The 14,230-nt window shown below is 45.3% G+C and carries 13 protein-coding genes; 1 reads left to right on the top strand and 12 read right to left on the bottom strand.

Annotation, left to right across the window (positions count from 1 at the left end):
• Positions 1 to 11 precede the first annotated feature (11 nt).
• On the bottom strand, positions 12 to 1,376 hold the full coding sequence (locus C6Y01_RS14440) for an aspartate aminotransferase family protein (protein ID WP_066031219.1): 1,365 nt from the start codon (positions 1,374 to 1,376) through the stop codon (positions 12 to 14).
• Between the two features lie 191 nt (positions 1,377 to 1,567).
• On the opposite strand from C6Y01_RS14440, the gene C6Y01_RS14435 reads away from it, so the two are divergent.
• Positions 1,568 to 3,226: a PucR family transcriptional regulator gene (locus C6Y01_RS14435; RefSeq protein WP_106038381.1), complete on the top strand. Its 1,659-nt coding sequence runs from the start codon at positions 1,568 to 1,570 to the stop codon at positions 3,224 to 3,226.
• On the opposite strand, the gene ablB is transcribed toward C6Y01_RS14435, so the two are convergent.
• The 11 genes from ablB to purC form a co-directional block, all read right to left on the bottom strand.
• Positions 3,221 to 4,066 carry a putative beta-lysine N-acetyltransferase gene (gene ablB, locus C6Y01_RS14430; RefSeq protein WP_106038380.1) on the bottom strand — a complete coding sequence of 282 codons (846 nt, stop codon included), beginning with the start codon at positions 4,064 to 4,066 and terminating at the stop codon, positions 3,221 to 3,223. The genes C6Y01_RS14435 and ablB overlap by 6 nt on opposite strands.
• A gap of 14 nt (positions 4,067 to 4,080) precedes the next feature.
• Positions 4,081 to 4,275 (bottom strand): hypothetical protein, encoded by a 195-nt coding sequence (locus C6Y01_RS14425; RefSeq protein ID WP_060595687.1) that lies wholly within the window; start codon positions 4,273 to 4,275, stop codon positions 4,081 to 4,083.
• 113 nt (positions 4,276 to 4,388) lie between these two features.
• Positions 4,389 to 5,663, bottom strand: a complete 1,275-nt coding sequence (gene purD / locus C6Y01_RS14420) for a phosphoribosylamine--glycine ligase (RefSeq protein WP_106038379.1) — start codon at positions 5,661 to 5,663, stop codon at positions 4,389 to 4,391.
• 12 nt (positions 5,664 to 5,675) lie between these two features.
• Positions 5,676 to 7,214, bottom strand: coding sequence for a bifunctional phosphoribosylaminoimidazolecarboxamide formyltransferase/IMP cyclohydrolase (purH, locus tag C6Y01_RS14415; protein WP_034664768.1), 1,539 nt, complete (start codon positions 7,212 to 7,214; stop codon positions 5,676 to 5,678).
• Positions 7,215 to 7,229: 15 nt separating this feature from the next.
• Positions 7,230 to 7,799, bottom strand: a complete 570-nt coding sequence (purN, locus tag C6Y01_RS14410) for a phosphoribosylglycinamide formyltransferase (RefSeq protein WP_106038378.1) — start codon at positions 7,797 to 7,799, stop codon at positions 7,230 to 7,232.
• Positions 7,796 to 8,836, bottom strand: a complete 1,041-nt coding sequence (gene purM / locus C6Y01_RS14405; RefSeq protein WP_106038377.1) for a phosphoribosylformylglycinamidine cyclo-ligase — start codon at positions 8,834 to 8,836, stop codon at positions 7,796 to 7,798. The genes purN and purM overlap by 4 nt, the downstream gene beginning before the upstream one ends.
• Positions 8,837 to 8,931: 95 nt before the next feature.
• Positions 8,932 to 10,362, bottom strand: a complete 1,431-nt coding sequence (gene purF, locus C6Y01_RS14400; RefSeq protein WP_034664775.1) for an amidophosphoribosyltransferase — start codon at positions 10,360 to 10,362, stop codon at positions 8,932 to 8,934.
• A complete protein-coding gene (gene purL / locus C6Y01_RS14395; RefSeq protein WP_095286037.1) occupies positions 10,338 to 12,569 on the bottom strand; it encodes a phosphoribosylformylglycinamidine synthase subunit PurL in 2,232 nt (743 codons plus the stop codon). Before purL ends, purF begins: the two co-directional genes overlap by 25 nt.
• On the bottom strand, positions 12,553 to 13,236 hold the full coding sequence (gene purQ, locus C6Y01_RS14390; protein WP_106038376.1) for a phosphoribosylformylglycinamidine synthase subunit PurQ: 684 nt from the start codon (positions 13,234 to 13,236) through the stop codon (positions 12,553 to 12,555). The genes purL and purQ overlap by 17 nt, the downstream gene beginning before the upstream one ends.
• On the bottom strand, positions 13,233 to 13,487 hold the full coding sequence (gene purS / locus C6Y01_RS14385; protein WP_003214349.1) for a phosphoribosylformylglycinamidine synthase subunit PurS: 255 nt from the start codon (positions 13,485 to 13,487) through the stop codon (positions 13,233 to 13,235). The genes purQ and purS overlap by 4 nt, the downstream gene beginning before the upstream one ends.
• Positions 13,480 to 14,202: a phosphoribosylaminoimidazolesuccinocarboxamide synthase gene (gene purC / locus C6Y01_RS14380; RefSeq protein ID WP_106038375.1), complete on the bottom strand. Its 723-nt coding sequence runs from the start codon at positions 14,200 to 14,202 to the stop codon at positions 13,480 to 13,482. Before purC ends, purS begins: the two co-directional genes overlap by 8 nt.
• Positions 14,203 to 14,230 lie beyond the last annotated feature (28 nt).

The following is a 14,230-nucleotide window of genomic DNA, read 5'->3' as shown; positions in this document are numbered from 1 at the left end:
ATCTTTCCTCCCTACATCGCAGATGGGAAAAACCCTCGATTGATGACTTCTTGTTCGACCTGCGTGATTGTCTGCTCAAATAATTGAATGAGTTCATCCATCTCCTGCTGCGTGATGGAAAGCGGCGGTGCAATCATGACCGCTGCACCTCCCACTCCATCCTCTCCAGCGCTTGCTGGATAAACAAGCAAGCCATTTTGCTTGGCCGTCTCAACGACTAAATGCGTCATTTGAGCATGGGCAGGAAATGGTGTTTTCGATAAGCGGTCTGCGACAAACTCAATGCCAATGAGCAGTCCCTTTCCTCTCACATCTCCTATGATGAAATGGTTTGTTTGCAAATCCTTTAAAGCATTCATTAAATATCGGCCAGACAGATCCGCTCGTTCAGGAAGCTGATGTTTTTTCATATATCGTATGACGGCTAGTGAGACGGCTGCTGAAAGCGGATTGCCGCTATAGGTGTGACCTGCCATCACAGAACCTGAACCGCTCAGAATCGGTGCGATAACATGATCTGCTGAGACGGCTGCCGCAATCGGTGAATAGCCGGCACTCATGCCTTTGCCGAGAACCATAATATCTGGTACGACGCCCCAATGTTCCATCGCAAACATTTTCCCAGTTCGTCCAAAGCCTGTCATGACTTCGTCTGCAATCATTAAAATATCGTTTTCCTCACAGACACGCTTCATCGCTTCAAAATATCCGTCTGGCGGTACAAGCGCCGCTCCCGATGCTCCAACAATCGGCTCTGCAATAAAAGCGGCAATCCTCTCTTTTCCTATACGCTGAATGACGGTTTTAAATTCCTGGACATACCATTCGACCTGCTTGACCTCTTCCTTTGGCAGCCATGAACGATAGCTATATGGCGGAGACAGCACCGGGTGCTTTTCGAGCAATGGTTCAAAGCGCTCTCTCCTTGCAATATGTCCTGACATCGACAGCGCACCGAGTGTGATGCCGTGATAACTCATCCATCTTGAGATAATGTGATTTTTCTCAGCCTTCCCCTGCTCCTGCCAATGCTGAATAGCAATTTTCATAGCAGTTTCCGTTGCCTCTGATCCGCTTCCGACAAAAAAAGACCAGTTCAGGTTACCTGGGCAAAGCGTACTCAATTCATAGGCAAGTTCTTCTGCTGGTTCATTTGTGAATTGCGATCTGTACGTAAAGCTCACTTTTTCCGCTTGCTCTGTCATGGCATCAATGATCTCACGTATGCCATGTCCAATACTTGCCGTGACAGCCCCCGAAGAGCCGTCTAAATATTTTTTCCCGTCCCGATCATATAAATAAATCCCCTCTCCTTTCACAGCCACAGGATAATGCTGATTCAACATCGGTTTGATTAAGTAATCCCGGGTCTCCACTTTGCCATTCCTCCCTCTCTTGTCAGCAGCTGCATCTTTCTTTTTTCATGAATCGCAAGAAAATTTTGTATACTTGTTATAAGATTAGCTTAATCAAGAGGGCAGTCATCCTCCATTCGCCACATGCCCGAATTTCACACGCATTTTTTATACATCGTGTATAAGAGTGTTCAAAAGGAGGTCATGAGTCTATGGCGATTCTCGTCAAAGATGCACTCTCGCTCGATATCATGAAGGGAACAAAGCTGCTTGCTGGAGAAAATGGACTGGACCGCCTCATACAGTGGGTGACCATCGTGGAAATTATCGAGGACACCTCGAGGCTTTCCGAAGGGGAATTACTCGTCACAACAGGCTTTGGACTTGCAGACAATCAAGAAAGACGCGCCCGGCTTGAGGAATTGATTCAATCTCACAGGCTTTCAGCCATTGCCATTTATAAAGGCGTATACTTAACGGAAATTCCAACATCACTCATTCAAGCGGCGAAAAATAGCGGCATTCCGCTCATCGAAATTCCGCCGCACATCAATTTCTCAGACATTACAAAAGCCGTCCTCGAACAAATCGTGAGCAGTCAGCTCCATCAGCTTAAATATTCATCAGCGATTCATCAAAGACTGACCCAATTAAATGTAAGGAATAAAAATGTGACGCAAATTACAGATGAACTGGCACATCTCACTGCAGCGAACATCGTCGTGCTTGATGTCTTTTTACATCAAACAGCGGCTCATCTCATCAAAGATGAAGTGACGTACTCTCCTGCCTTTGGCTTTCTGACAGATCGTGAACCAATTGAAACCATGCCCCTTCTTAAGCAGGCAGAGGAGAAAGGCCGGCTCGTCTATGACACGTGCGGAGCGTTTGTCCTCGCCGCATGTCCGGTGATTGCGATGGGGGATATTTTCGGGTTTATTGTGTCTTTAAAGAAAAAGGATACGTGGCATCATCTCGACGCGATTGCCATTGAGCATGCCGGGGCAGTGTATGCGATTGAATGGCTGAAGCAAAAGGCCATTCAAGATACAGAAAACCAAATGCAGGGACATTTGTTAGATGATATTTTGCAGCAGCAATATACAGAAGAAAGCTACGTGGTCGAACAAGCAACAAAGCTGCAATATGATATGAGCGAGGAGCAGGTGGTGATCTACTTTCAATTCCAGCATCAGCACACACAGCTCGATCATCAAATGATGCAGCGCCTCTCTCAATTACTCACCTCGATCTTTGAACGCAGACATATTCCCTTTTTACTAAAGACGAGACTCGATTCCATTTTTGTCCTGACACCCGCAGGAAAAAAAGCGTTTCAAGAAGCGGAGTGGTATCGCGCAGCAGAGGAGTGCCGGAGCACTTGGTCGTATTTTTTTCCCGTCCATCCGATTGTCATTGGCATCGGGAGAGCCTATGACCAGATCAGTCTCTTTGCAAAAAGCGCGAAGGAAGCGCAGTATGCAGCAAGGCTCCTTCCGCTTTTAAAAACAGACGAAAGCATCATTCATTATCAAAAGCTTGGCTTATATGGCATGCTTCTTGAAATGAATGAAGCGGGTATGAATTTGCATGACTTTTACGTGGAGCTGTTAAGTCCTTTGCTTTTTACGAAAAAACAAGGGGCTGACCTGATCCATACACTCGAAGTGTATTTGGCACACAATGAAAATATTCAAAAATCTGCGGGAGAATTGTTTATTCATAGACATACATTGAGCTACCGGCTGAAACAAATTGAAACGAGAACAGGCTGCAGCCTCAAATCCACTGATGATCGGATGAAGCTGCAGCTCAGTATCATGGCGTACCGCCTATCTGGTCTGCTTGATCAGATGAGAACCATTTCATGATTCATTCGGCGTTTTCACCCATAGATTCATATCTTCAATTTTGTCAAAAATATAGCAGTTGTTTTGGAAGCGCCCGGTATACGTATACCCGAGCTGATAAAACACTTGATTCATCCCATAGGACAGTGCACGTGCAAGAGAATAAAAGACATAGATATGCATCGACTGGAGTTCTTTTTCAAGTGCTAGAATCAAATGATGCATGAATCCTAGTTTTCTGTATGATGGAAGGGTCGCACAATCTGTTAATTCCGCATGGCCATACGGCGCATTGATTTCGGCGGATGCCGCACTCACAATATGACCGTCATGTTCGACGGCATAAAAGACTGTCCCTTCCTCCATCACCTTTTGGATGTAATCTGGCTCGTTCATTGGCGTGGGATACGTTTCAAAGACGGTATCATAGAGCTTTGCCAGCTTGTGCACATCCTCTGGACCGGCTTTCCTCATCACATACTCATCCTGCCATGTGCCTTGGTCTTTTTTAATCGGCTTTTCTTGAATAGACGCAACGATCTCATCTTCCTTCAGCCAAAACGGGCTGTTCATTCGATCTTCGGTCAGAAAGAGCGACATGCCGTATGCATCACTTCCAAGAAAATAATGAGAAAACACCCCTTCAAGCCGAAAGCCCTTCTCTAAAAAAAGCGGCATATGCTCACGCCTTACTTTTACAATGACCTTAGAAGCCTTGCAGTCCGCCGCTTCCTGAAGCACGGACTGAATCACATCCCGAACCCTGCCGCTATAATCATCTAATCGAATTCGCTCATTAAATGAATCAATACAGATCAAGGCAGAAAAACGCTCGTTTGCAAGTTTCTTCAATTGCACCATACACTCATCCTCTCTTAGCTAATGAAAAACTTCCAAATTAAAAATGAAGAAATAGCAATGCCAGAAACAATTGAAATGATCATATAACTAATGGCTAAGCCTTTTTTCAATTTATTCTGCTTAATGGCAGTCAACATGATGTTATTTATAGTTATGAGATATAAAATAAGCATGACGATTGCAAAGATGATAAATGCTTTGATTTCCATGTTTCCTCCCTATATCTATTCGTGATCCCATACTACTTCTTCATATTCTATCGGCATCCCTTCTCATGAACAAAAAACACCTTTCCATCTCATCAGATAGAAAGGTGTTTTAATTAAACGGATTTCCCCGCAGCCTTCAGTGCACGGGCGCCAATGTCACGGCGGTAAAATAGACCTGGTTGAGTGATTTCTTCAACCGCTTCATACACTCTTGATCTTGCCGCTTCAAATGTGTCGTCAAATGCCGTCACATTTGCTACACGGCCGCCATTTGTGACGAATTGATCGTTTTCTTTTTTTGTTCCTGCGTGGAAGGTCACGACATTAGACACAGTTGTTTGCAAAGCACCGATTGGTGTGCCTTTTGCGTAGTCCTCCGGGTATCCTTCTGAAGCAAGAACTACACTGACAGCGGCAGTGTCTTTCCACTGTAAGTCCACATCTTTTCCATCTAGAATATCGAGGAATACTTGGACTAGATCTGATTCAAGACGAGGGAGAACAACCTGCGTTTCAGGATCGCCAAAGCGTGCATTGAATTCAATGACCTTTGAGCCTTCAGGTGTCAGCATTAAGCCTGCATATAAAATGCCTGTAAACGGACGCTCTTCCTGCACCATTGCGCGAGCCGCCGGTTTGACGACATCTTCCACCGCTTTTTGGACGACTTCTTCTGAAATTTGCGGAACTGGCGAATAAGCCCCCATCCCGCCGGTATTCGGCCCTTTGTCATCTTCGAATGCCCGTTTGTGATCCTGCGCGATCACCATTGGATACACCTTTTCTCCATTGACAAAGGCCATCAGTGAAAATTCCTCGCCTGTTAAAAATTCCTCGATGACGACAGATGCACTCGCATCGCCAAACTTTTCATCTTCCAAAAAGTCGTGCAGACAGTTGATCGCCTCTTCAAGTGTCATAGCGACTGTCACGCCTTTTCCTGCTGCAAGACCGTCTGCTTTAATGACAATTGGCGCACCCTTTTCTTCCACATAAGCCTTCGCTTCTTCAAACGATGTGAAGGTAGCGTAAGCGGCGGTCGGGATATCATAGTTTTTCATTAAGTCTTTTGCAAATTCCTTTGAGCCCTCAATAACCGCAGCTTTTGCATTTGGTCCAAATACCTTTAGACCTGCCTCTTCAAATGCATCCACCACACCTGCAATTAAAGGAACCTCTGGACCGACAATTGTTAAGCCGATTTCATTTTCTTTTGCAAAACGAATTAATGCCTCATGATTACCTTCATCGATTGGGACAAGCTTCGCAGCATCTGTCATTCCATCATTGCCGGGTGCGACAAATACTTGGCTGACAAGTTCACTTTGCTTCACTTTCCATGCGATGGTATGCTCTCTTCCGCCTCTGCCGATAATTAATACGTTCACACTGTCATCCCCTTAATGTTTGAAATGTCTAACGCCAGTGAAGACCATGGCGATGCCGTATTTATCTGCCTTTTGAATCGATTCTTCATCACGAATGGAACCGCCTGGTTGAATGATCGCTGTGACGCCTGCCTTCGCAGCAGCTTCCACTGTATCGCCCATTGGGAAGAATGCATCAGAGCCTAGTGCGCTTCCTTTCGCCTTTTCACCTGCTTGTTCAATCGCAATGTTTGCTGAGCCAACACGGTTCATCTGACCAGCGCCGATACCTGCTGTCATTTGATCTTTTGCAAGGACAATGGCGTTTGATTTCACATGCTTGACGACTTTCCATGCAAGCTTTAAATCTTTCCATTCGTCTTCTGTTGGTTCTCTTTTCGTTGGAATAGAGATGGTTGCTTCCTCTAAGCCGTACGTGTCAATATCCTGCACGAGCAGTCCGCCATGGACACTTGTCAGCTGCTTTTCTTTTTTCTCAAGATCCGCTTCTACATCTAGTGTTAATAGGCGAAGATTCTTTTTCGCTGTTAACACGTCAAGTGCTTCTTGGCTAAAGGATGGGGCGATAACAATTTCTAAGAAAATCGTATGCAGCACGTCTGCCGTTTGTTTGTCTACTTCACGGTTCAGCGCCACAATGCCGCCAAAAATAGAGGTTTCATCTGCTTTGAATGCACGGTCAAAGGCTTCAGCAATCGTTTCTCCTGTACCAACGCCGCACGGATTCATATGTTTTACAGCCACAGCCGCTGGCTCCGTAAATTCTCGTACGATTTGAAGAGCTGCATCTGCATCTTTGATATTGTTGTAGGAAAGTTCTTTTCCGTGTAATTGCGCTGCAGTAGCTAAAGAGCCTTTGCTTGGAAGAGCATTTTCATAGAAAGTCGCCGCTTGGTGCGGGTTTTCTCCATAACGAAGGGATTGTTTTTTCTCAAACGTGACGGTGAACTGCTCTGGCTCTGTTTCGCCAACATAGTTCGTTAAATAATCCGCAATGAGGGCATCGTAAGCAGCCGTATGACGGAATACCTTCGCCGCAAGCTCACGTTTTTTCTCTAGCGGCACGCCGCCTTCTTTGATTTGCTGAACGACTGTATCATAATCACGAGGATCGACAATCACTGTGACGTCTTGGTGGTTTTTCGATGCCGCACGAAGCATTCCCGGTCCGCCAATATCAATGTTTTCAATCGCTTCTTCATACGTCACATCGTCTTTTGAGATCGTCTCTTTGAATGGATAGAGATTCACGACAACAAGATCAATCGGCTGAATGCCATGCTTTTCAATCTGTGCCATATGCTCATCGTTTTCTCTCACTGCCAAAAGTCCACCATGAATGTTCGGGTGAAGCGTTTTGAGTCGTCCGTCCATGATTTCAGGGAATCCAGTGACTTCAGAAATCCCAATGACATCAATGCCGTTCTCTTGAAGAAGCTTATGTGTACCTCCAGTTGAAATCACTTCAACGCCAAGTTCTGTTAATTCTTTCACAAAAGGTACAAGATTCGTTTTATCGGAAACACTGATTAATGCGCGTTTGATCGTCATGCCTTCGTCACCTCATTAAGATAATTCTAAAAGTGATTTGATCACTTTTGGATATAGTGTGTGTTCTAGTTCATGCATTCTTTTTTCAATCGATTCAAGCTCTTCGCCTTGTTCAATATAAATCGCGGCTTGATCAATAATCGGACCTGTATCCATCCCTTCATCGACAAAATGGACGGTGATGCCTGCCACTTTGACGCCTGCTTGATAGGCTTGTCCGATGGCATCAAGACCTGGGAAGGCTGGCAGCAAAGATGGGTGAATATTCACGATTTTCCCTCTATACGCTTCAAGTAATGTCGGACCGATCAGTCTCATATACCCAGCAAGGAAAACCCATTCCACTTCATGAAGCCTGAGCTGTTCGATGATCGTTTGTTCAAAAGCGGCTTTATTCGGAAAAGCCTTCGGGGTAAAAGCAAAGGAGGCAATGCCCTCTTTCTCAGCACGCTCCAGCACCTTCGCACCCGGTTTATCACAAATCACAATGGCGGCCTCTGCCTGCCACTGTTCTTCTTTTAACGTATCTATAATGGCTTGAAAGTTTGTCCCGCTTCCAGAGGCGAAGATAGCAAACTTCTTCATGAGAGGCTTCCACCGCCGAATGTGACACCTTCTCCTTTTTGAACACGACCGATGAGAAATGCTTTCTCTCCATCTTGTTCAAGTTCACTAATCACATCCACAAGATCGTCCTCTTTTACAGCTAAGACAAAGCCAATGCCCATATTAAACACATTGAACATCTCTTCTGCCTTCAACTGACCCTTTTCTAGAATAAAGGAGAAAATTGGTGGCACTGGCCATGAGCCGTTATCAATCTCAACGCCAAGACCTTCAGGCAGCATACGTGGTAAATTTTCAATAAAACCGCCGCCTGTCACATGTGCCATGCCGTCAACTTTGCCGGCTTTCACTTGTTTGAGAACGGGCTTCACATAAATTTTTGTCGGTTCAAGAAGCTCTTCTCCGAGCGGTCTTGTAAAAGGTTCATACGTTTGATGCAGGTCAAGACCAGCGTCTTCCAGCAATACTTTACGAACGAGAGAGTAGCCATTGCTATGAATTCCGCTTGAGCTCAGTCCAATGAGCAAATGTCCCTCTTTGATGCTGTTTCCTGTCACGATTTCATCCTTTTCAACGACACCTACCGAAAAACCAGCAATATCATATTCTTCTTCTGTGTAAAGACCTGGCATTTCGGCTGTCTCACCGCCGACAAGTGCTGAACCAGACTGCTCACAGCCGTCAGCCACCCCTTTGACAATGGATTCAATTTTTAGCGGATCTGCTTTTCCAACGGCTAAGTAATCTAAGAAAAAGAGCGGTTCTGCCCCTTGTGCAAGCACATCGTTGACACACATGGCCACGGCATCGACGCCGATCGTATCGTGTTTATCCATTAAAAAGGCAAGCTTTAATTTCGTTCCGACACCATCTGTTCCTGAAACAAGAACGGGCTTTTTATATGGCAGCTCAGATAGATCAAACATACCGCCAAATCCACCTAGAGCGCCCATAACACCTGCTCGTTTTGTACGTTCTACGTGTGTTTTCATTCGTTTGACGGCTTCGTACCCTGCTTCGATGTCGACACCGGCGTTTTTATATGCTTCTGACATCCCATTCACTCCTTTTAGCTGCTGCTTTCCATGTATTTTCGGCAGAATGAAAGAGCAGCATATCAACTCATCTTGACTGCTGCTCCTTTATTCGATTATTTCGTCAGGACCGTTTCCTTCACATGCGGAAGAACTGTATCTTCATAAATTTCAGTCGGGTATTTCCCAGTAAAGCATGCTAAACACTGACCGCGCTGCGGATCATCATACTTCCTGCCAATCCCGTCCATTAAACCGTCTACAGATAAAAATGCAATGGAGTCTGCACCGATTTCCTGTCTAATTTCTTCCACTGAATGAGAAGAAGCAATCAGCTCTTCGTGTGTGGACGTATCAATTCCATAAAAACATGGATGCGCGATTGGCGGTGAACTAATGCGTACATGGACTTCCGTCGCACCCGCTTCTCTTAGCATCGTGACAATTCTGCGGCTCGTTGTACCGCGTACGATGGAATCATCCACCATCACGACACGTTTTCCTTCGACAACCCCGCGCACAGCAGACAGCTTCATCCGTACGCCCTGCTCACGCAATGCTTGAGACGGCTGGATAAAGGTCCGGCCGACATAACGGTTTTTAATCAAACCGAGCTCATACGGAATACCTGTTGCTTCGGCATATCCAATCGCTGCAGAAATACTGGAATCTGGTACACCTGTCACAACATCTGCTTCGACATGCGCTTCTTCGGCAAGCTTTTTGCCTAGATTCTTTCTCGCACTATGCACATTGATGCCGTTGATATTGCTGTCAGGTCTTGAGAAATAAATGTATTCCATGCTGCACATGCTGCGGTTTATGTTCATCGAGAAGCGCTCAGATTTCAAGCCTTCATCATTAATGATCAGCATTTCGCCAGGCTCCACATCACGTAAATACGTAGCGCCAACGACATCAAATGCACATGTTTCAGAAGCGACAACATAAGCATCTCCAAGCATACCAAGTGAAAGCGGGCGTAAGCCGTTCGGATCAAGAGCCACGATCATTTCTGTTTCCGTCATGATTAAGAAAGCATATGCTCCTTTCAGCATGGACAGCGCATTTTTGATCTGCTCTTTTAATTCAATATGCCCGCTGCGCTTAATTAAATGAGCCAGCACTTCGGTATCAGAAGAGGTCTGGAAAATGCTCCCTTGGTTCTCTAGCTGCTGCTTTAACTGCGTTGCATTCACTAAGTTTCCATTATGAGCAAGGGCAAGACTGCCGTTGTTTTGCGAGCGGAAGAAGAGGGGCTGCACATTTTCAAAGCCGCCTCCGCCTGCTGTCGCATACCGAACGTGTCCGATCGCCCCTTTTCCTTTCAAATCCTTTAGCTCACCGTTTTGAAAGACTTCCGTAATCAGTCCAAGGCCTTTGTGTGATGTCAGGTTCTCACCATCTGTTGCAATGATTCCCGCACCTTCTTGTCCTCGGTGCTGAAGGCTATGCAATCCGTAATATGTGATTTGCGGGGCTTCTTCGTGTCCCCAAACCCCAAAGACACCACACTCTTCATTTAAGCCTCTGATTTCAGCAAGCATGGGATCGCTCCTTTCCATGCACGTTCAAGCTCGTTGACCGCTGCATGAATCCATTGTTGTCCTTCTTGATTTTTGACGGTAAATACACCATCATTTGTGACCGTTCCGACTTCTTTCGCATCTTTGACCGCCGCAGCAAACGCTTCGCAGTGCTCTGGTCTGACTGTGACAACAAAACGTGACTGTGTTTCACTGAATAAGGAAGCTTCGCTGTTTAAATCGATTTGGATATCAGCACCAAGACCGTCTGTTCCAAATGTACTTTCAGCAAGTGCTACACCAAGTCCGCCTTCAGACACATCGTGTGCTGATTGAACGAGACCGTTTTGAATCGCGGCTAGCAGAGCTTCTTGACGCGTGAGCTCTACATCCAAATCAATGTCTGGTGCTTTTCCGTAAATACGGCCTTCTGTCATCTTTTGAAGCTCACTGCCTGCGAATTCTTCCTTCGTCTCACCAATGACGAAAATCACATCGCCAGCCTGCTGGAACGATTGAGTCGTAATATGAGCAGTATCTTCAACCAAACCAACCATTCCAATGACTGGTGTTGGGTAAATCGCTGTTCCATTTGATTCGTTATATAAAGAGACGTTCCCACCGATAACTGGTGTGCTTAGCGTGCGGCATGCTTCGCTAATCCCGTCAGCTGACTTTTCTATTTGCCAGAAAATTTCTGGTTTCTCCGGGTTACCGAAGTTCAGGTTATCTGTCACTGCAAGCGGACGAGCGCCTGAGCAGACAATGTTACGTGCTGCTTCAGCGACTGCGATTTTCCCGCCAACCTCTGGATCAAGGTAGAGATAGCGTGCGTTACAATCTGTTGTCATCGCTAGGGCTTTTTTCGTTCCGCGGATTCTTAGTACGCCCGCATCAGAGCCCGGTGCAACAACCGTATTTGTCCGAACCATGTAGTCGTATTGATCATAAACCCATTCTTTACTTGCAATTGTTGGCTGCTGAAGGAGCTGCTTTAACGTTTCGGCTGCATCTGTGATGGCTGGAGCTTCAACTTTTGTTTCTAAAAACTCACGATAGTATGCAGGCTCACTTGATGGCTTGTGATAAACCGGCGCTTCTTCTGCAAGAGCGTCAACAGGAAGCTCACATACGACTTCACCTTGATGGAGTAAACGAAGCATTTTATCGTCTGTCACATGACCGACTGATACCGCTTCAAGATCGTATTTTTCGAAAATATCAATGATTTCTTGTTCGCGGCCTTTTTCAATGACCAGCAGCATTCTCTCTTGCGATTCAGACAGCATCATTTCGTATGCCGACATACCTGTTTCACGCTGCGGAATGAGATCTAGATTCATCTCGATTCCAGAACCTGCTTTACTTGCCATTTCCGCGCTTGAGCTTGTTAAGCCAGCCGCTCCCATATCTTGAATCCCAACGAGCGCATCGTTTTTGATGACTTCAAGGCACGCTTCAAGCAGCAGCTTTTCCATGAACGGATCGCCGACTTGAACCGCTGAACGTTTTTCTTCTGATTCATCAGAAAATTCTTCAGACGCAAATGTTGCACCGTGAATACCGTCACGTCCCGTTTTAGCACCAACGTACATAACCGTGTTGCCGACTCCTTTGGCCTGCCCTTTTTTGATGTCCTCGTGGTTGATTAATCCAACACACATCGCATTTACGAGCGGATTGCCTTCATAGCTTTGATCAAAATGAACCTCTCCGCCGACTGTTGGAATTCCGATACAGTTTCCATAGCCTGCGATCCCTGCCACTACTTCTTCAAACAAGTACTTCACGCGCGGTGAAGTCAGTTCACCAAAACGAAGAGAGTTTAATACAGCAATTGGACGCGCACCCATGGAGAATACATCACGGATAATTCCGCCGACACCTGTAGCCGCTCCTTGATACGGTTCAATCGCAGATGGATGGTTATGTGATTCGATTTTAAATACAACCGCTTGGTTGTCTCCAATATCCACGATTCCAGCGCCTTCCCCAGGACCTTGAAGAACATGCTCTCCTTTTGTCGGGAATTTGCTTAAAACAGGCTTTGAGTTTTTATAACTGCAATGCTCTGACCACATGACAGAAAAAATACCCGTTTCTGTGTAGTTTGGCAGTCTGCCAATAATGGATTCAATTAAAGCGAATTCTTCATCACTCAATCCCATTTGCTGATACAATTTCTCTTCTTTAATTTGCTTGTGACTTGGTTCAAGCAGTAGTGACATGAGTGTCCCTCCAATTTTTCACGATAGATTGAAACAATTTAAGTCCGTCTGCGCTGCCTAGTAATGAATCAACCGCGCGCTCAGGGTGCGGCATCATGCCGAGTACATTGCCCTCTTCATTCGTTATACCTGCAATTCGATTGACACTGCCGTTAATATCGTCTCCGTAAGTGAAAGCGATTTGGCCATTTTGAATGAGCTTCGCTAAAGTGTCTTCATCACAGTAGAAGTTGCCTTCACCGTGTGCTACAGGAATCGTAATGGATTCGCCTTTTTGATAGCCGCTTGTAAATTGCGTTTCGCTGTTCTCTACAATGAGTTCAACTGAACGACAGATAAATTTCAAGTCTTTATTTCGTCTCATCGCACCTGGAAGAATGCCAAGCTCCTGAAGAATTTGGAACCCGTTACAAACACCGAGAACAGGCTTTCCTTCCGCAGCTGCTTTTTTCACTGCCGGCATGATGTTAGAGAAGCGAGCGATCGCACCACATCTTAAGTAATCCCCATAAGAGAAACCGCCTGGTACGAGTACACCGTCAAATCTGTCTAGACTCGTTTCGTCGTGCCATACATATTCAACTTGTTCACCTAACTCATCTTGAATCGCATGGTACATATCGATATCACAGTTAGAGCCAGGCAAGACGATCACTGCAAACTTCACTGTGCGACAACCTCCTCCACCTCATAGCGGTAATCTTCAATCACCGTGTTGGCCAGTAATTTTTCACACATTTCTTTGACGACTGTGTCTAAATCACGATCTGATTTTTCAATGACAAGCTCCATGTATTTCCCGATACGGACATCCTTTACTTCCTGATAAGACATGCTGTGCAAGGCGTGCTGCACGGCACTTCCTTGTGGATCAAGAACGCTCTCTTTTAAGCTGACAAAAATTTTCACTTTATACATGTTTATGGCCTCCAAGTCTTTTGAAAATTTCTTCGTATGCATTTGTTAAGCCGCCCAGGTTTCGTCTGAACACGTCTTTATCAAGCTTTTCGTTTGTATCTTTGTCCCAAAGCCTGCACGTATCAGGTGAAATCTCATCAGCTAGCAAAATACGATTCTCGTGATCTATTCCGAATTCAAGCTTGAAATCAATTAAATTCACATGGCAGTCTGAAAAGATTTGCTTTAACTCTTCATTCACTTGTCTTGTGATCTGTTTCATTTCCTCGACCTGCTCTGGTGTCGCTGCATCTAAAATGTGAATATGATCTTCTGTAATGAGCGGATCGCCGAGTGCATCATCCTTGTAGTAAAACTCGATTAATGGTGTATCCAGTTTTGTTCCCTCTGGAATGCCAAGGCGCTTTGACATACTGCCTGCCACTACATTTCGTACAACCACTTCAAGCGGAACAATCTGCACCTTTTGAATGAGCTGTTCTGTGTCAGAGAGTCGTTTCACAAAGTGATTGTTGATCCCTTTCTCATGCAGCATTTGAAAGATTAAGCTTGAAATTTCGTTATTCAGTCTGCCTTTGCCTTCGATTTCAGCTTTCTTTTCGCCGTTAAATGCTGTCGCTGAGTCTTTATATTCGACATATAAAATATGCTCGTCATCGGTCTGATAGATTTTTTTCGCTTTGCCTTCGTAGAGAAGTTCTTGTTTCACAGTCATTCAGGTTGGCCTCCTAATTTGAATGTTG

This window comes from Bacillus sp. NMCC46, from assembly GCF_002998465.1.
Taxonomy (GTDB): Bacteria; Bacillota; Bacilli; order Bacillales; family Bacillaceae; genus Bacillus.
Note: the sequence above shows the minus strand (reverse complement) of the source record. Positions and strands in the feature narration are given on the sequence as shown.